The organism is Amorphus sp. 3PC139-8, assembly GCF_040750475.1.
Lineage (GTDB): Bacteria > Pseudomonadota > Alphaproteobacteria > Rhizobiales > Amorphaceae > Amorphus.
On record NZ_JABJVY010000049.1, the window covers coordinates 1 to 17949 of the forward strand.

At 65.1% G+C, this 17949-nt stretch carries 14 protein-coding genes; 4 read left to right on the plus strand and 10 right to left on the minus strand.

Features of this window, described 5'->3' with window-relative positions; translation table 11 throughout:
• Positions 1 to 168: 168 nt before the first annotated feature.
• The 8 genes from argE to HNS03_RS24750 form a co-directional block, all read right to left on the minus strand.
• Complete coding sequence (argE, locus tag HNS03_RS24715) at positions 169 to 1320, minus strand: acetylornithine deacetylase (RefSeq protein ID WP_367198718.1); 1152 nt, start codon at positions 1318 to 1320, stop codon at positions 169 to 171.
• A gap of 10 nt (positions 1321 to 1330) precedes the next feature.
• A complete protein-coding gene (gene doeA / locus HNS03_RS24720; RefSeq protein WP_367198719.1) occupies positions 1331 to 2533 on the minus strand; it encodes an ectoine hydrolase DoeA in 1203 nt (400 codons plus the stop codon).
• The gene (locus tag HNS03_RS24725) at positions 2526 to 3350 is read right to left on the minus strand and encodes an ectoine utilization protein EutA (protein ID WP_367198720.1); all 825 of its coding nucleotides are present in this window, start codon (positions 3348 to 3350) and stop codon (positions 2526 to 2528) included. The genes doeA and HNS03_RS24725 overlap by 8 nt, the downstream gene beginning before the upstream one ends.
• Before the next feature lie 120 nt (positions 3351 to 3470).
• Positions 3471 to 3905 carry a universal stress protein gene (locus HNS03_RS24730; RefSeq protein ID WP_367198721.1) on the minus strand — a complete coding sequence of 145 codons (435 nt, stop codon included), beginning with the start codon at positions 3903 to 3905 and terminating at the stop codon, positions 3471 to 3473.
• A gap of 11 nt (positions 3906 to 3916) precedes the next feature.
• A complete protein-coding gene (locus tag HNS03_RS24735; RefSeq protein WP_367198722.1) occupies positions 3917 to 5206 on the minus strand; it encodes a TRAP transporter large permease in 1290 nt (429 codons plus the stop codon).
• A 5-nt stretch (positions 5207 to 5211) separates the two neighbouring features.
• Positions 5212 to 5844 (minus strand): TRAP transporter small permease, encoded by a 633-nt coding sequence (locus HNS03_RS24740; RefSeq protein ID WP_367198723.1) that lies wholly within the window; start codon positions 5842 to 5844, stop codon positions 5212 to 5214.
• A 67-nt stretch (positions 5845 to 5911) separates the two neighbouring features.
• Entirely contained in the window at positions 5912 to 6940 is a 1029-nt protein-coding gene (gene dctP / locus HNS03_RS24745; protein ID WP_367198724.1) for a TRAP transporter substrate-binding protein DctP, read from the minus strand.
• Positions 6941 to 7274: 334 nt separating this feature from the next.
• Positions 7275 to 8663: a PLP-dependent aminotransferase family protein gene (locus HNS03_RS24750; protein WP_367198725.1), complete on the minus strand. Its 1389-nt coding sequence runs from the start codon at positions 8661 to 8663 to the stop codon at positions 7275 to 7277.
• Positions 8664 to 8725: 62 nt separating this feature from the next.
• On the opposite strand from HNS03_RS24750, the gene HNS03_RS24755 reads away from it, so the two are divergent.
• The 3 genes from HNS03_RS24755 (at position 8726) to HNS03_RS24765 (ending at position 12252) form a co-directional block, all read left to right on the plus strand.
• Positions 8726 to 9223, plus strand: a complete 498-nt coding sequence (locus HNS03_RS24755; RefSeq protein ID WP_367198726.1) for an Lrp/AsnC family transcriptional regulator — start codon at positions 8726 to 8728, stop codon at positions 9221 to 9223.
• Positions 9224 to 9334: 111 nt separating this feature from the next.
• Complete coding sequence (locus HNS03_RS24760; protein ID WP_367198727.1) at positions 9335 to 10819, plus strand: NAD-dependent succinate-semialdehyde dehydrogenase; 1485 nt, start codon at positions 9335 to 9337, stop codon at positions 10817 to 10819.
• A 62-nt stretch (positions 10820 to 10881) separates the two neighbouring features.
• Positions 10882 to 12252: an aspartate aminotransferase family protein gene (locus HNS03_RS24765; RefSeq protein ID WP_367198728.1), complete on the plus strand. Its 1371-nt coding sequence runs from the start codon at positions 10882 to 10884 to the stop codon at positions 12250 to 12252.
• Between the two features lie 21 nt (positions 12253 to 12273).
• Here HNS03_RS24765 and HNS03_RS24770 read toward each other — a convergent pair whose 3' ends face one another.
• Both HNS03_RS24770 and HNS03_RS24775 read right to left on the minus strand, forming a co-directional pair.
• Positions 12274 to 12624 carry an ArsC family reductase gene (locus HNS03_RS24770; protein ID WP_367198729.1) on the minus strand — a complete coding sequence of 117 codons (351 nt, stop codon included), beginning with the start codon at positions 12622 to 12624 and terminating at the stop codon, positions 12274 to 12276.
• A 15-nt stretch (positions 12625 to 12639) separates the two neighbouring features.
• Positions 12640 to 13866, minus strand: coding sequence for an NAD(P)/FAD-dependent oxidoreductase (locus HNS03_RS24775; protein ID WP_367198730.1), 1227 nt, complete (start codon positions 13864 to 13866; stop codon positions 12640 to 12642).
• A gap of 676 nt (positions 13867 to 14542) precedes the next feature.
• Between HNS03_RS24775 and HNS03_RS24780 the strand changes: the two genes are divergently transcribed.
• The coding region (locus HNS03_RS24780) for a beta strand repeat-containing protein (protein ID WP_367198731.1) at positions 14543 to 17949 on the plus strand (3407 nt) is incomplete at its 3' end.

Sequence of the window (17949 nt, forward strand, 5' to 3'; positions counted from 1 at the left end):
CACATGGCGTCACGTCGGGCATCTCGTCCAGACCATCCCATCCGACGAATGCGCCAACTACTTCCAAAACGCAGGATACGCTTCCGTCACAAAATGACACGCTCTAGAGCATTGTTCCGACGCATTTCCGGACGGCCAACCGGTTTTCACTTGGCCTGGAAATGCTTCCTAGCTTTCGAGTTTTCCGGTCAGCCGGCCCAGCATGTCCAGGCAGAGTTGGAGCTGGTCGAACGCGACGAACTCGTCGGGGCGATGCGCCTGTTCGATCGAGCCCGGCCCGCAGACCACCGTCGGAATGCCGGCCTTCTGGTAGAGCCCGGCCTCTGTGCCGAAGGCAACCACGTCGGTCGCATTGCCCCCCGTCAGCGCATGCGCCAGCTTGACGGCCTCCGACTGGGTCATCGGCTCCAGCCCATCCACCTCGCCAATCACATGGGTGACGATGCCGGCCTCCGGGTGCAGCCGGCGCATTTCCGGCGCGAGCTGGCCATCCAGGAAATCGCGGATCTCCTCCAGGCCGAAGCGGGCGTCGGCATCGTTGACCGGCCGCATCTCCCACTCCACCTCGCAAGCATCCGGGATCACGTTGCGCGCGGTGCCGCCGCGGACCACGCCGGCCTGTAGCGTGGTCCAAGGCGGGAGGAAGGGGCTGTCGGCCGGCGCCCGCGGCTTCATGGCTTCAGCGGTGGCGGCGAGCTTGCAGAGGAAGCGGCCGGCATAGGCGATCGCGTTCAGCCCGCGCTCCGGCTCCGAGGCATGGCCGGGCACGCCGGTGAAGGCGGTGGTGTACTCGTAGCAACCCTTGTGGCCCTCGATGATGCGCATCATCGTCGGTTCACCGATAATGCAGGTCGACGGCCGCACCTCCCAGTCCTTGAGCGCCTCGACCAGCGCCCGCGCCCCGAAACAGCCGACCTCCTCGTCGTAGGTGAAGGCGAAATGGACCGGCCGGGCAAGCCTTGCCGCGGCGAAGCTGGGGGCCATGGCGAGAGCGCAGGCGATGAAGCCTTTCATATCGCAGGCGCCCCGGCCATAGACGTGGCCGTCGCGCTCCACCGCCGTGAACGGATCGTCGGTCCACTCCCCGTCGGCCGGCACCACGTCGGTGTGGCCGGACAGCACGACCCCGCCGTCGACATCCGGACCGATGGTGGCAAACAGGTTCGCCTTTGTGCCGCTGTCATCAAGGGTGGTGCGGGTGCGTGCCCCCATAGCATCGAGCGCGGCCGCCGCATAGGCGATCAGCTCCAGATTGCCGTCTGCAGACACTGTCGGAAAACTGATCAGGTCGGAGAGGATACGGCGCGTATCGGCCAGCATGGCACGTGCCCTATTCCTTGACGAAGATCTCGCGGGGATAGTTCGCCAGGCACTCCGCCGGACCATCCTCGCGGATCAGGATGCTTTCGGTGATCTCCAGCCCCCAATTGTCCATCCAAAGCCCCGGCATGAAGTGAAAGGTCATGCCCGGCTCCAAAACGGTCTGATCACTGTCGCGGAAGGAGATCGTGCGCTCGCCCCAGTCCGGCGGATAGGAGAGCCCGATCGGATAGCCGCAGCGATCCTGGCGCTCGATGCCGTAGCGCTTCAAGGTATCGGCGAGCGCGATCGCCACATCGCAAGCCCGGTTGCCGGCACGCGCCTTGTCAAGGCCGGCCTCCAGCCCCTCGATCAACGCCTTCTCCGCTTCCACGATCGAGGGCGGCGGGCTACCGAGGAAGACGGTCCGGCAAAGCGGGGCATGATAGCGCCAGTAGCAGCCCGCGATCTCGAAGAAGGTGCCCTCCCCCTCCCGGAATGGCCGGTCGTCCCAGGTCAGGTGCGGAGCGGCCGCCTCTGTGCCGGAAGGAAGCAGCGGCGCGATCGCGGGATAATCTCCGCCGAATTTCGCCCCGTCGGCCTCGGCCGCACCTTCGATCCCGACCCGGTAGATTTCCGCCACCAGCTCGTTCTTCGGCAGGCCGACTTCGATCTTGTCCATCGCCGCCCGCATCATGCGCTCCACGATGCGGGCCGCGCGGCGCATATAGGTGATCTCGGCGGCCGACTTCTTACCTCTCAGCCAGTTGACGAGGCCAGTGGCATCGACGCCCTTGGCGTCGGGCAGCACCGCGTTCAAGGCGAGATAGGCGGCGGCGGAGAAGTAGTAGTTCTCCAACTCCAGCCCGATCCGTCCGGTTCGAAAACCGCGCTCAATCAGAATCGCACCCAGATGGTCCATCGGGTGGCGGTCCTTGGCCTGCACCAGAATGTCGGGGTATCCGATGATGCGGTCGTCGGCCATGTAGACGCGGCGGCGCGCACCGTTGGCGTCCTGGCGCCGGCCCCACCAGATCGGATCCTGGTCGTGGAAAACGAGCACGGCCTGGTGCACGTAGAAGCTCCAGCCATCGTAGCCGGTCAGCCAAGCCATGTTGGACGGATCCACGACGACGAGCACATCGATACCCGCCTCCGCCATCGACTGGCGTGTCCTTGCGAGCCGGTTGGCATATTCCTCGCGGCTGAACGGCAGCGTCACTCCCTCAGGCATCCCAAACCACTCCTTTCACATCCATCGCCGGCCGCGTCGCCGCCGGGCTATGGTCGAACAGCCGTCCAAATCCGTCGACGCGCCCCGTCAGGCCAAGACAGTGGCGCATCATCCAATAGCCAGCCTGGTTGGAGGCCACCACCGGACGGTTCAGCCGTGCCTCCAATTCGACAATCACGCCGAGCGACGGCAGCGCCGTGCACGACAGAAACACCGCGTCCGCCTCCGTCTCGCCGGCCGCCAGCACCGCCTCGACCAAGCTCTCGCGCCCGATCCGCGCCATCGCCCGATCGTCGTCGAAGCCGAAGCAAAGCGCGCTTGCCACCGCTACGCCGCCGGCGGCGAAATAGTCGATCATCGGCGCCGTGGTCGCCTCCACATAAGGCGTCACCAAGGCGATGCGACGAATGCCCAGCGCGGCAAACGCCGCCTTGGCTGCGCGGGTCGGTGTGATCACCGGCGTTCCCGGACGCACCGCCCAAATGGCGGCCTCCACCGCCTCGTCGCCGATCACGACGGAGGCGGAGGTGCAGGCATAATAGATCGCGGCAAGCTCACTGCCGGGGGCAAGCAGCGCGGCCGCCTCGCCGAGGCGTGGCACCATACGCCGCAGGTTGTCCGGGGTGGTCGGGTTTTCGTAGGCAACCCGCGTTACGTGCAGGCCGATCTCGCGCGTCGGCAGCACCGCGGCGGCATCGCGTTCGCTGGTGAGGTCGGTGGCAAGGGCGATCAGGCCCGCGCGCCGGATCGCCGCCTCTGGAACGAGCGCGAACCGCTCCGGCGACAGGCAGGTGAGAGAAAGGCCGGTGGTGGCCATGGCACTGTCTTTTTGAACTGGCCGCCGATACCGCGACGTAGCGGTCGGAACGGAGCCGTTGAACGCTGAACTGCGGTTTCGTCCTACAGAAAATCAGAACCGCGACACCCCGGTTCGTCTCTAAACGACAAGCACCGGACAGGACGCCAATCCGGTGACCTTGTGGGACACGCTGCCGAGCAGGTAACCCTCCAACGAGCCCAGCCCCCTGCTGCCGATCACGATCAGGTCGACATCGTGCTCGGTGGCAAACGCCACGATGCTGCGGGCCGGCTGGCCGGCCTTCACGAACGCGCGCGGCTTGAGGCCGGCATCGATTGCGATCCGTTTGGCAAATTCCACCACCTCGGTAGCGTGGCCGCGCATGATGTCGTCCATGTTGCCGGGTTCCTCCGCCCGCACCATGGAGAAGGACGCTTCCAACAGGCTGTGGTGCCGGTAGACCGTCAGCAGGATCAGCTCCGAGCCGCACAGCTTGGCGAGGTCGATCGCCTTGAGCAGCGCGCCTTCGGCGCCTTTCGAGCCATCACAGGGAACGAGGATTCGGCGAAACATCGGAGCCCCCGTCAATGGGTGGGAAAGGCCAGATCGCGCAGGAACAGGGCGATCTGCGGGAAGAAGATGAGCGCGACGGACACGCCCAGCAGGATGATGATGAAGGGCGGCGTGCCGCGGATCACCTCGATATAGGGCCGCTTGAACACCGCTATCGCCGTGAAGATGTCGCAGCCGAAGGGTGGTGTTGCCGACCCGATCGCGACCTGCAGCGTGATGATGGTGCCGACCAGCACCGGATCGAGACCGACCTGTTCCACCACCGGCGCGAAGATCGGCACGAAAACCAGGATCACCACGATCGGGTCGACGAACATGCACCCGATAAAGAAGGCGATCGAGATCACGAACAGGACGCCGATCTGCCCCATCTCCGAAATACCGATGGACGACAGCACGTGCTGGGGGATCTGAGCGAACGAAATAACCCAGGAAAAGGCCGCCCCGGCCCCGACCAGAATGAACACCACCGCGGTGATCAGGCCGGTGGATTTGGCGGTCTCGTAAAGCGTCTTCATGTCGACGGAGCGGAAGATCGCCATCTCCAGGATCAGCGCGTAGAGGACGCACACCGCCGCGGCTTCCGTCGGCGAGAAGATGCCGCCGTAGATGCCGCCGATGATGATGACCGGGAAGCCGAGCGGCCACAGCGCCCGCCAGGTGGCATGCCCGCGCTCCTTCCAACTCGTCTTCGGCTCCGTCGGCACGTTGTTGCGCACGGCGTAGAGCACGCTGTAGGCGGAAAACAGCGCCAAGATCAGAAGCCCCGGCCCGACACCGGCGATGAAAAGCTGCGAGATCGAAGTATTGGACACGACGCCATAGATGATCATGCCGATCGACGGCGGGATCAGGAAGGCGATGTCGGAGGAGTTCACGATCAGTGCGAGCACGAACGAGTCGTTGTAGCCGGCCTTCAACATGCGCGGGCGCAGCGGCGAGCCGATCGCCACCACGGTCGCCTGGGTCGACCCCGACACCGCGCCGAACATGGTGCAGGCGGCGGCGGTGGAGACGGCGAGCCCGCCCTTCACGTGGCCGACATAGGCCATCACCATGTCGATCAGCCGGTTCGCCGACTGGCCGCGGGTCATGATGTCGGCGGCGAAGATGAACATCGGCACCGCGATCAGCGAGGCCGGGCGAATGCCGGCGAGCATCTGCTGCACCAGCGTTTCCAGCTGCCCAAAGCCGCCGAACAGCGAATAGAAGCCGATGAAGGCGCCGACGATGAGCGGAATCATCATCGGGAAGCCGAGCAGCAAAAGCACGATCATCGTGGAGAAAATGGCGGCGGACATGGCGCTCAGACCTCCACTTCGTCGTCGTCATATCCCTCCAGCACGTGCGTGGAGAGATAGATGTCGCGTTCCAGAAGGTTCTTGATCGCCGTCAGCGCATATTGCGCCCCGGTCATGAAGAAGCCGACCGGGACCCAGAGATAGATCCACCAGACCGGGATCTGCAGCGCCGGCAGCACGCGGCCGCGGCCGGCCTGGGTTATGATGTAGCCGACGGAGTAGTAGCAGAGGCCGAACATGAACACGGCCGTGACCAAAGCAATCACGATCATCAGCGCCTTGCGGGCGCGCGGCGGCAGCTCGTCGTAGATCGCCGACATGCGGATGTGCCGGCCATGGCGCGCGGCATAGCTGATGCCGGCGAAGGTAATCAGCACGATCAGGATCCGGTTCAGTTCTTCCGAGAAGAACAGGCTCTGCTGAAACACGAACCGGCCGAGCACGTTGGAGATCGTGTTCAGCGCCATCAACAGCACGCCCATGGCGAGCACAACGGCTTCGACGCGACTGATCGCGATGTCGATGGTGCCGAGAAAGCCGGGGAGCGTGGACGTGTAATCGTCGCTCGGCGCCTGGTCGGTCCCTGTCGTTTGGGGCTCACCGCGCGTCGCGGCATCTGCGTTTGGGTCTTGGGTCACCGCATCGATCCCGCACTGTTCGAAATGAGCCCCTGACGTCGGCAGGACGCCAGGGGCATTGACGGGCTTACTGGGTGTTCTGCTTGGCAGACTTCAGATCCGCTTTCATCTGATCGAGGATCTTCTTGCCGCTGTCGCCGGTCATATTGATGAATTCGGCCTCGACATCGTCAGCCGTGTCCATGAAGGGCTGACGTTCCTCCTCCGGCAGAATGTTGATCTGCATGGAGGGCTTCGCCTCCTTGATCTTCTTCAGCGACTCGTCCTGCAGATTTTTCTGGTAGTCGAGAATGTACTCGAAAGCGGACTCCATCGCGGCCTGGATCATCTTCTGATTGTCCTCGGAGAGGCCGTCATAGAAGTCCTTGTTGGCCATCACCGCGGTAGTGAAGTTGTTGTGGCCGATGCAGGTGACGACGTCGGTCACCTCGTACATCTTGGTGGATTCCAGGAAGAATCCGGGATTCTCCTGGCCCTGAATGATGCCGGTCTGCAGTGCGCCGTAGACCTCGCCCCAAGGCAGCGGCGTCGGAGTGGCACCGAAGGCCTTGTAGCTTTCCACCAGCAGCGGGTTGGTCATCACCCGGAACTTGACGTCTTCCAGATCGCTGGGGCTGTGCACCGGTTCCTGGGTGGTCATGCAGACCTCCCCTTCCGGGAACATGGTCAAGAGCTCCAGCCCCTGCTCGGCGTAGAGCTTGGGAAACATCTCGTGGATTGCCTTGGAGTTCCGGAAGAAGGCGTTCAGCGTTTCCTGATCCTGAGGCAGGAGATAAGGCACGAAGAACACCTGCGCCTCGGGGATCAGCGCGCCGGTGAAGCCCGGCGACTGGTCCACGAACTGCAGGATGCCGGCCTGGGCCTGCTCCATGATGTCGGCGGATTCGCCGAGCGTGCCGAACGGGAAAAGCTGGATGGTGTGGTCGGAATTCTTCTCGACCTCCTCCTTGAACTTTTGGGCGAACTTGCCCTGCACCTCGTCCATCGCCTCTTCGAAGGCATAGCGCCAAGTGGCGGCATGAGCCGCACTGGCGACGCCGACGAGCAGCGTGCCGGCGGCAAGCACGGCGATGGTTCCTGTACGTCGCACGGTCATCTCGGTTCTCCTTCCAGGTCCTGAAGGTTTTTGTTCGTCCCTCCGGTCGGAGCGGCCCGGCGAGACCTCACCGCATCAGGCGCAACGGTCCGGCGCTCGGGACGAGGAGACGGAGCCCGGGACGACAATGGTTTTGCGCCGATCCCTGTTCGGATGGCCCCGCCCTCGATACATCCGACACCGCTAGGATTGACCCATGACAATCATGCGTCAATTCATTTCTTACTCATGACAATGAAATGCTTACAATCTCGGCAATTCCGCCAAACCGAAGGCAGCGCATCGCCCTGGCTGAGACCAGAACGCGGGCATCCTGCGCACAGGCAAAAGGAGATCAGATCGTCAGAAGCGCCGGCTCGGGCTGGTTGCGCATCAAGCGCGCGATCACGTCGAGGCCGCGCTCGAGCTGATCCTCGCGCACGCCGCCAAGGCAGATCCGAATGCCGGAACAGCGCGTCGGGCTTTCGATCGCGAAGGAACCGCCGGCCGCGACCGCCACCCCCTCCGCCCTGGCATGGGCGACGAACGCGGCCTCATTCCACGGCTCCGGCAACGGCACCCAGACGTGGAGACCGTTGGAGGTCATCCGCGGTGAGAAATCGTGCAGCATCTCCGCCGCGACGCGATTGCGCCGGCCGAGCGTCGACTGCTGCCAGGCGAGGAGCTCATCCGCCACCCCGTTCTGAAACCAGCGAGTTCCGATTTCCGCAATCAGCGGCGTCGCCATCCAGTTGGTGACCAAGTGGCGATTGAGCGTGGAGGACACCAGGGATTCGGGAGCGACCAGCCAACCATAGCGCAGGTTCGGCAGCAGCGGCTTGGTGAGGCTGGTAAAATAGAAGGTGCGCTCAGGCGCGAGAGCTGCGATCGGCGCCGGCCGATCGGGCTGGATCGGCCCCCAGGCGTCATCCTCCACGATCAGCACCTTGTGACGGCGAGCGATCTCCACCAGCGCTTCGCGGCGCTGCCCGCCCATCATCGCCGCCTTGGGGTTGAGCCCGCTCGGCATCACGAACAGGACCCGCACCCCCTGGCTGCGGCAAGCCTGATCGAAGGCGTCGGGCACGATCCCTTCCGCGTCGACCTCCAGCCCCCGCAACCGAAGCTCCAGATAGTGACAGAGCGGCTTCAGGGTGTGATGGGTCAGCTCCTCGGCCACCACCAGATCCCCGGACTTCGCCGCCGTCATCAGCGCCACGTTCATCGCCGGCGTGCTGCCGTTGGTGGGCACGACCTGGGCCAGCACGGGATCGAGGCCGCAGCGGCGGAGCCAGGGAAGCGCGGCTTCGGCATGGCGCGCCATGGTCGCGCGCGGCCGGAACGAGAACAGGATGTCGGCGGGCGCATCGCGGCCGAGTTCGGCCAGCGTCTCGCGCATCCTCTCCTCATGGATCGCGCCCGTCGCCGGCGTCAGCATGGAAAAGTCGATCACCTCGTCGCCATCGCCGATGCGATGCCACGGGGTCCGCGTATCGGCCGCCGCCGCGCGCACGAACGTGCCGCGGCCAACCTTTCCGGCGATCACGCCGAGCCGGTCGAGCTCCTCATAAGCCCGGCTGACCGTCTGCACGCTGATGCCTAGCGTCTCGGCCAAGTCGCGATGGGTCGGCAACCGTTCGCCTTGACGCACCTCGCCTGTCTTGATCGCTTCGATTAGGCTTTCCACCAGCGATCGATAGACCGGGCGCTTGAGGGTCGCGGGATCGGGCGGCCACATTGTCATGAGACTATCCTGCATGACATGGCTAGATTGACAAGATTCAGAACCATGACAAACGTGAGCGCATGACCGCCATCGCCCTGGACGACCGAGACATTCAGATCCTTTCGATCCTGAGCCGCGAAGGGCGGATCGCCAAGGTCGACCTGGCCCGACGGGTCAATCTCTCCACGACGCCATGCTGGGAGCGGCTGCGCCGACTGGAGAGCGCCGGGCTGGTGCGCGGCTACCACGCCGACATCTCGCTCGCCAAGCTTGCGCCCCATGTCGTCGTGTTCGTCGTTGCGGAGCTGGAGAACCATCGGGCGGAGAGCTTCCAGGCGTTCGAGCGCGCCGTCGCCACCCATGACGAGATCGTCTGCTGCTGGGCGATCGGCGGGGGATTCGACTATCTTCTACAGATAATTACCCGCGACATCGACAGCTACCAACGCCTGATCGACAGCCTGCTCGCGCCGGAGCTGAGGCTGAAGCGCTACTTCACCTACATCGTCACCAAAGAGGTGAAAGCGGGCCCTGCCCCGCTCGCCATGCTGTTGGGAGACAACGCCCCGAAATCCTGACGTCCGCACGGGCTCAGTTCAGATGATCCGTCTGCTCCGGAGCGGGCGAACAGAAAAATCATCTGCGCGGCCGCGATATCTTCTCCTGAAGACACTCGGAGGAGACCCGCGATGACGGCAACCGGCACGATGGACGCCACCTTGATGGCCGATCTCGACGATCGGTCGCTGCTGCGCAGCTTTTCCTATGTCGGAGGACGCTGGATCGGGTCCCAGGACGGCGCCGCGATTGCCGTCAGAGACCCAGCCGACGGCGCGCTGGTAGCGGAAGTCGCTCGCCTCTCCAGCGCCGATGCGGCCGCCGCCGTCGACGCCGCCCAGGCAAGCTTCGAGATCTGGTCGCACTCGCTTCCGCAGGAGCGCACCCAGGTTCTGCGCCGTTGGTTCGATCTGATGATCCGCCACCGGGAGGATCTCGCGCGCATAATGACCGCCGAGCAAGGCAAGCCGATTTCCGAAGCCCGCGGCGAGATCGACTACGCCGCCTCGTTCGTGGAATTTTATGCCGAAGAGGCCAAGCGCCCGAACATCGAGGGCGTCACCTCCCACCTGCCCGACGCCGAGGTGGAGCTCTGGCGCGAGCCGGTCGGGGTGGCCGCGCTGGTCACGCCGTGGAATTTCCCGAGCGCGATGATTACCCGCAAGGCCGCCGCGGCTATCGCGGCCGGCTGCACCGTCGTGGTCCATCCGTCCGCCGAAACGCCGCTCTCGGCCCTCGCGCTGGCCGAACTTGCCGACCGGGCCGGCCTGCCGGCCGGCGTGTTCAACGTGGTCACCGGCGAAGCGCCGGGGATCGTCGAAGCCTGGACGTCCGACGCCCGCGTGCGCGCCCTCTCCTTCACCGGTTCCACCGATATCGGCCGCCTGCTCTATCGCCGCTCCGCCGACACCGTGAAACGCCTGGTGCTGGAGCTGGGCGGCCATGCGCCGTTCCTGGTGTTCGCGGATGCCGATTTCGCGTTGGCGATCGACGAGGCCATCAAGGCGAAATTCGCCACCACGGGACAGGACTGCCTGGGCGCCAACCGGTTCCTGATCGAGCGCTCCGCCTACGACGCCTTCTGCCAAGCGTTCGCCGAGCGCTCCGCCGCCCTCATCCTGGGTCACGGCAAGGATGACCCGGATCTCGGGCCGCTGATGAACGAAAACGCCGTTGCTAAACAGGAGGAGCACGTCGCCGATGCGCTGGAGCGCGGCGCAAAGCTTCTAACCGGCGGCCGCCGCTCCCCGCTCGGCCCGCTTTTCTACGAGCCGACCGTGCTCGCAGACGTTCCGCTCGACGCCAAGATTTTTCGCGAAGAGACGTTCGGGCCGGTTGCCGCGATCGCCCCGTTCGACAGCGAAGAAGAGGCGATCAAGACCGCCAACGCCACGGAATATGGCCTGGTCGCCTATCTCCACACCCAGGACCCGCGTCGCATCTATCGCGCCAGCCGAAAACTCCACTTCGGCATGGTGGCGGTCAACCGCACCAAGGTGACCGGCGCGCCGATCCCGTTCGGCGGCATGAAACAATCGGGCCTTGGGCGCGAGGGGGCACGCTACGGCCTCGAGGCCTTCACCGACATCAAGTACGTTTGCCGCAATTGGCACTAATGTCGACGGGCGGGACCCGGCCGCCCGCTCGCATCCGCAACCTGATCAACAAGAGGCCCAAAATGCTGACCAACGACACGCTTGCGGAATGGGACCGGGAGAATTTCTTCCATCCCTCCACCCATCTCGCCCAGCATGCCCGCGGCGAAACCCCGTCGCACATCATCACCGGCGGCAAGGGCGTCTACATCGAGGATCGTGACGGCCGCCAGCTGCTCGACGCCTTCGCCGGCCTCTACTGCGTGAACGTGGGCTACGGCCGGCCCGAGATCGCCGACGCGATCGCCGCCCAGGCCAAGGAACTCGCCTACTACCACGCCTATGTCGGCCACGGCACCGAAGCCTCCATCACGCTCGCCAAGATGATCCTGGACCGTGCTCCGGAGGGCATGTCGAAGGTCTATTTCGGTCTCGGCGGTTCGGACGCCAACGAGACCAACGTCAAGCTCGCCTGGTACTACAACAACGTGCTTGGTCGCCCGGAGAAGAAGAAGATCATCTCGCGCTGGCGCGGGTATCACGGATCCGGGCTGATGACCGGTTCGCTGACCGGGCTCGGCCTGTTCCACAAGAAGTTCGACCTGCCGCTCTCCCAGGTGGTCCATACCGAAGCGCCCTACTACTTCCGCCGCCCGGACACCTCCATGAGCGAGGCGGCCTTCGTCGCCCATTGCGTCGCCGAACTGGAAGCCCTGATCGAGCGTGAGGGCGCCCATACGATCGCCGCCTTCATCGGCGAGCCGGCGCTGGGCACCGGCGGCCTGGTGCCCCCGCCGGCGGGCTATTGGGAAGCGATCCAGGCCGTGCTCGACAAGCACGATATCCTGCTGATCGCCGACGAGGTCGTCACCGGCTTCGGCCGCCTCGGTTCCATGTTCGGCTCCGATCACTACAGCATGCGGCCCGACATCATCACCATCGCCAAGGGCCTGACCTCGGCCTACGCCCCGCTGTCGGGCTCGATCGTCTCCGACAAGGTCTGGAAGGTGCTGGAACAGGGCACCGACGAGTTCGGCGTCATCGGCCACGGCTGGACCTATTCCGCCCACCCGATCGGCGCGGCGGCCGGTGTAGCGAACCTCAAGCTCATCGACGAACTCGGGCTGGTGAAGAATGCGGGCGAGACCGGCGCCTATCTGAAGCAGGCATTGACCGACGCGCTCGGCGACCACGCCAACGTGGGCGAAGTGCGTGGTGAAGGTCTGCTGATCGCCGTCGAGCTGGTTGCCGACAAGGGCGCCCGCACCTTCTTCGATGCCTCCCAGAAGGTCGGCCCGCGCGTGGTGCAGGCCATGCTCGCAGACAACGTCATCGCCCGCGCCATGCCGGAAGGCGACATCATCGGCCTTGCGCCGCCGCTCTGCCTTTCGCGCGAAGAGGCCGACATCGTGGCGCAGAGCGTCGCCAAGGCGATCGGGACGGTGCTGGGCTAATCGCCCGCTGCCGTCAGGAGGTCAGCCGCCAAAGAAGGAGGCGTAGCTCTCCGGCTTGAAGCCGACCAGGATCTCCCCGTCCTTGTCGACCACGGGCCGCTTGATCATGGAGGGTTGCGCCGCCATCAGTGCGATCGCCTTGTCGCGATCGATGTCGGCCTTGTCGGCCTCGGAGAGCTTGCGAAACGTCATGCCGGTGCGGTTCAAGAGCGGCTCCCAGCCGACCTTGTCCGCCCAGCTTTGCAACAGCTCGGGTGATGCGCCCGCCGACTTATAGTCGTGAAAGGCATAGGCGACGCCGTTTTCGTCGAGCCAGGCCCGTGCCTTTTTCATCGTGTCGCAGTTCTTGATACCGTAGACCGTGACCGTCATACGCTCCCCTTACTCCTATTTGACAATCAGCTTCTTCAACTCGGTCGCCGGATCCGCCGCCGTTTCCGGGGGCACGTTGGTCCCCTTTTCGATCAGCTTGCGCGCGGCCATGTGATCGGCGGAGGCGTTGAGCGATTCCACCGCGATCAGCTTGCCGCCGCGATAGAGAAAGACCGAAAATTTGTGCTCGGCCGGGTCACCGCGCAAAACGGTCTGATCGTAGCCGAGGCCGAGGCCGGCGATCTGCAGCCGGGCCTCGCCCTGGTGGCTCCAGAACCATGGCAGCGCCGTATAAGGCGCTTCGGCTCCCATCCACTGCTTGGCGATCAACCGAGCCTGGTCGTTGGCGTTCTGTACGGATTCCAGGCGAACATAGTCCCCACCCAGATAGGCGCAGGGAAAGGAAGCGCAGTCGCCCAGCGCGGCAATTGCGGGATCCGACGTGCGCAGGAACTCGTCGACCACGATGCCGTCGTTGACCTCCAGACCGGCCGCGACGGCGAGCTCCACATTGGGCACCACGCCCGCCGCCAACAGGACGGCCGCCGCATCGATCGCCGAGCCATCGCTGAGGACCACCTGGACCGAATTGTCGCCGCGATGAACGATTTCCGTAACCCCGGTCTCAAGCCGGATAGTGGTTCCCATGCCGCGATGGTGGGCCAGGAAATAGTCCGAGATCGGCTCCGAAACAGCGCGAGCCATCACTCGGCTCGCCAGCTCGACGACCTCCACGTGCTTGCCCTTGCCCGCTAGGAAGGCGGCGATCTCCAGCCCGATGAAGCCGGCGCCGATCACGGCCACGCGGTCGAGACCGTCGAGACGCTCCAGAATGCGACGGCTGTCGGCGAGATCGCGCAGCTCCAGCACCACCGGATCGTCGAGCCCCGGAATCGGCGGTCGGCGGTTGCGCGCGCCCGTCGCCAGCGCCAGGCGGTCGTAGCCGATGGTTTCGCCGCCATCGAGCCGCACCAGCCGGGCGTCGCGATCGATTTCCTCGACGTGGCGGCCACGCATCAACTCGATGCCCATCTTCTCGTAGAGCGCTTCGGCCTTGAGAAGCAGCAGGTTGGTGCCGCCGCCCTTCAGAAAATCCTTGGAAAGCGGCGGACGCTGATAGGGAAATTCCGGCTCGGCGCTCACCAGAACGACTCGGCCTTCGAAACCATCTTTCCGCAAGGAATGGACGAGTTCGACACCCGCGTGTCCCGCGCCCACGACAACGGCTGTTTCGATCGACATGGCCCCTACCTCCAGCAATTTTTCCGGAAACGCTGGCGCTGCGTGCACAGCACGTCGGCTCGCTGCCGCCGCATGCGCGCATCCATCCTCCAAGACGCGAGAAAGAGCGCATCGCGGCCCGCGCGCTGCGCAATGACCCGTGGTTCAAACCACGCCGGGGATCTGAGGTCAAAACAATCCCGGCCGTCCGCGTCCCCATGGCGCACGAGCCAGACAAAACCGGACCGCGCATTTCCATATATTTCGGAGGACGGCCGCATCTCCAGTCAACAGACCTCTTCCCCCACCGGCTCGATGCCCGGCCGCAACATCGAACAAATAAAACGGCCTCCTACTGCATGTCCGGATACCATAATCCGCCTTATCCGGATTACTCCACTTAGCGTAATTTCAGTTTTTCGAAACTAAGGCCATCTCGGCACGCGAAACCGGCTCGATCTGTGATTTTATACCGTCGCCGGCGAACCGTGTCGGATCGGACACACACACGGACTGAAAAGAGAGCAGGATCAGCACTCACCCCTCTCAACCCCTGAGATCCAAGGGGGATCCGGGTGGGGGATGGGGTTTCAATCCCGCAATCGGGCTGCTAATGGCCGTAGCGGGGTCTGCCTGAGCCGCGCGTTAAACCTGCGCCGATTGGGCAGGATGATTTAGGTGTTTTGGGGGCTGAACTATGATTGCGCATGAGACCGCACTTCCGCACATTTGTGGCACCGGTAGCAATTGCGTCGAAGCGCGGACCGCAACATGGCGCCGACGGCGCTCCGGGCTCCTGGCGCAAGCCGCCGTTGCCGGGCTGGTTGTCGGCGTGGCCAGTTTCGGCGCGACCGGAGCGGCCCGCGCTGCCAGTTGCCCGGCCAACCCGCTCAACACCACCGGCGACGTCCTCACCGGGACCTGCGATTTCGGTTCGGCTGATTTCGAGATCGCCACCACGTCCGATGCGGACCTTACGATCAGTGGGGGCGGCAGCGTATCCAACGCCGATGGCAAAATTGCAACTTACGACGACCTGACCGGACGCGTCACCGTCACCGGCTCGGGTTCGACATGGACGAACACCGGCATCCTCGAGGTCGGGAGCGGAGATAGCTACGGGATCCACGGGGGAGATGGGTATCTCACCATCGAAGCCGGCGGGACGGTCGTCGCGGAGCAGGTTCGAGCTTCGACTTCATTTGGTGGGGACGGGGCGATAACGGTGACCGGCGAGAATTCGGCCTTGACGGTCAACGATGATGTGTACCTCGGCTATTTCGGAGATGGCACCCTGACTGTCGAGAACAAGGGCGCCGTCGGGGTAACCAAGAATTTCTCCATCGGGGCCAATGGCTCGGGAACCGTGACCGTCACCGGGGACGGGTCGAAACTCACGGTCGGCGGCAGGCTATCGATCAATTCGCGGGGTGAAGATACAGGCGTGAGGGTCCTGAGCGGTGGGTCGCTCGAAGTCGCCGACGCGAGTCTCATCTACGGGGGCAATAGCGGCGTCTTGATCGCGAGCGGCGATGGCACTTCGGTCAAATTCGCGACGCTCAACGTCGGCACCGTTGCCGCATCAGGCTTCGCCACCGTCTCGGACGGCGCACACCTGGAGGCCAGGGAAATCATCCTCGCGCAAGGGAGCGAAGGGCCAAGCGATGGTGGCACGCTCGTCATCGGCTCCGGCGTGGACGACAACGGCCTGCCGCTGACGGCCGTCGCGCCCGGCACCGTTACCGGCGGCGTGACGTTCGCCGGCGACAAAGCCAAGCTGGTCTTCAACCACACCGACGACGCCTACACCTTTTCCTCCGATCTGCTCGACCAGGGCGGCGACTACTCCGACTCCCAGATCATCAGCTATTCCGGGACCACGATCCTGACCGGTGACGGGTCCACGTTCGCCGGCAAGACGAGCGTCCTGGACAGCACGCTGCAGGTCGACAGCACGCTCGGCAGCGCCACTTCCGAGGTGTACGTCACCAGTTCCGGCACCCTCAGCGGTACCGGCACGCTGGGCGGCGACGTCTACATCATGGACAGCGCCACGCTGTCGCCGGGGGCGAGCCCGGGGACACTGACCGTCAATGGCAACCTGACGCTCAACAGCGGCTCGACCACGGTGTTCGAACTGAACACGCCGGATGTCGCCGGCGGCAAGACCAACGATTTCGTGTCGGTCGGCGGCGATCTGACCCTCGGCGGTACCCTTGAGGCGCAGGTTGGGTCGGCCGGCTACTATTATCTGTTTGGCTATGACGGGGAGCTTTCCGGCGCGTTCGGAACGCTCGACGTCACCGGTGTGACCGACGCAGAGAGTTCGATCGACATCAACCGCACCGGAGAGGTCAACCTGTCCATCGTCGGCGGCGGCGGCCAGAGCCTGCAGTTCTGGGACGGGACCAACACGACGCCCAACGGGACGGTCGACGGCGGGACGGCGACCTGGGATGCCGACACCACGAACTGGACCAACTCCGACGGCTCGAAGAACGGCGACTGGGCGGAAGCGGTCGGCGTCTTCATGGGCGAAGCCGGGACGGTGACCGTCGACGGCACGCAGAATTTCGACACGCTGCAGTTCAAGACCGACGGCTATCTCGTCACCGGCGGGGCGCTGGCGCTGTCGCCGGCTTCCGGGTCGGCCGGCACGCTCAACGTCGACGCTGGCGTGACCGCCACGATCGGCTCGGCGATCGTCGACGGCAGCGCGAGCGGGCTCCTCAAGGCGGGCTCCGGCAACCTGACGCTCACCGGCGCCAACACCTACACCGGCGGCACCAGGATCGCGGCCGGCAAGCTGCAAGTGGCGATGGATGGCGCCCTCGGCGCGGCGTCCGGCGGGCTGGAGCTTGCCGGCGGCACGCTGCGTGCGCTCGGCACCTTCGACACCGCCCGCGCCGTCAGCCTGACGGCGACCACCGGCGGCTTCGAGGTCGACGCCGACGCCACCCTCGGCCTGACCGGGACGGTGTCGGGCACCGGCGCGCTGATGAAGTCCGGTGCGGGCACGTTGGTGCTCACCGGCACCAACAGCTACACCGGCGGGACCCAGGTGGCCGCCGGCCGGCTGATCGGCGACACCGGCTCGATCCAGGGTGACATCGCCAATGCCGGCACGGTGGAGTTCGCGCAAGCCTCCGACGACACCTTCGCCGGCGTCATCGGCGGCCTGAACGGCTCCGACGGCCAGATGGTGAAGTCGGGTGCCGGCGCGCTGACGCTGACCGGCACGAGCACCCTACCCTGGTCGGTGGAAGAAGGCGGCCTGATCTCCAACACCGATCTCTTCTTCGGCGATCTGAACGTCGCCGAGGAAGCCTCGATGACCTTCGACCAGGCCTTCGACGGCACCTATGCCGGCACCATCTCCGGCGCCGGCGACATCCTGTTCACCGGCGGCGGCCTGGTGACGCTGACGGGCAACTCCGCCGGCTACACCGGTTCGAGCACCGTCACCGACTTCACGCTGCATCTCAACGGCACCGTCGGCGGCTCCGTCACGCTGACCGGCTCCGGCCGGCTCACCGGCAACGGCACGGTGGGCAACACCACCGTGGGCAACGGCGGCACGATCGCGCCGGGCAACTCGATCGGCACCATCACGGTGGCCGGCAACGTCGCGTTCGGGCCCGGCTCCACCTACGAGGTCGAGACCGAGCCGGGCGGCACCTCGGCCGACCTGATCCAGGCGACCGGGACGGCCACGCTGACCGGCGGCCAGGTGATCCACATCGGCTTCGACGGCGCCTATGCGCCAGAGTCGGAGTACACAATCCTGACGGCCGACGGCGGCGTGAGCGGCACCTTCGACGGCGTCACCACGTCGCTCGCCTATCTCGATCCGCTGCTGGGCTACACCGCCAATTCGGTGCTGTTGTATCTCACCCGCAACGACACCGACTTCGCCCGATATGCCGAGACGCCGAACCAGCGCGCCGCGGCCTACGGGGTGGAGAGCCTGGGGGCGGACAACGCGGTCTACGACGCCGTGCTGGCGCTCGACAAGGCGGCCGCGCCGGCGGCGTTCGACGCGCTGTCGGGCGAGATCCACGCCAGCCTGAAGACCGGGCTGATCGAGGATTCCCGCTTCGTGCG

Coding starts and splice junctions, on each gene's coding strand:
- dctP (WP_367198724.1), bottom strand. CDS start 6,940: ATGACCGTGCGACGTACAGGAACCATCGCCGTGCTTGCCGCCGGCACG.
- HNS03_RS24775 (WP_367198730.1), bottom strand. CDS start 13,866: ATGTCGATCGAAACAGCCGTTGTCGTGGGCGCGGGACACGCGGGTGTC.
- HNS03_RS24735 (WP_367198722.1), bottom strand. CDS start 5,206: ATGTCCGCCGCCATTTTCTCCACGATGATCGTGCTTTTGCTGCTCGGC.
- HNS03_RS24755 (WP_367198726.1), top strand. CDS start 8,726: ATGACCGCCATCGCCCTGGACGACCGAGACATTCAGATCCTTTCGATC.
- HNS03_RS24725 (WP_367198720.1), bottom strand. CDS start 3,350: ATGGCCACCACCGGCCTTTCTCTCACCTGCCTGTCGCCGGAGCGGTTC.
- HNS03_RS24750 (WP_367198725.1), bottom strand. CDS start 8,663: ATGACAATGTGGCCGCCCGATCCCGCGACCCTCAAGCGCCCGGTCTAT.
- doeA (WP_367198719.1), bottom strand. CDS start 2,533: ATGCCTGAGGGAGTGACGCTGCCGTTCAGCCGCGAGGAATATGCCAAC.
- argE (WP_367198718.1), bottom strand. CDS start 1,320: ATGCTGGCCGATACGCGCCGTATCCTCTCCGACCTGATCAGTTTTCCG.
- HNS03_RS24730 (WP_367198721.1), bottom strand. CDS start 3,905: ATGTTTCGCCGAATCCTCGTTCCCTGTGATGGCTCGAAAGGCGCCGAA.
- HNS03_RS24770 (WP_367198729.1), bottom strand. CDS start 12,624: ATGACGGTCACGGTCTACGGTATCAAGAACTGCGACACGATGAAAAAG.
- HNS03_RS24760 (WP_367198727.1), top strand. CDS start 9,335: ATGACGGCAACCGGCACGATGGACGCCACCTTGATGGCCGATCTCGAC.
- HNS03_RS24765 (WP_367198728.1), top strand. CDS start 10,882: ATGCTGACCAACGACACGCTTGCGGAATGGGACCGGGAGAATTTCTTC.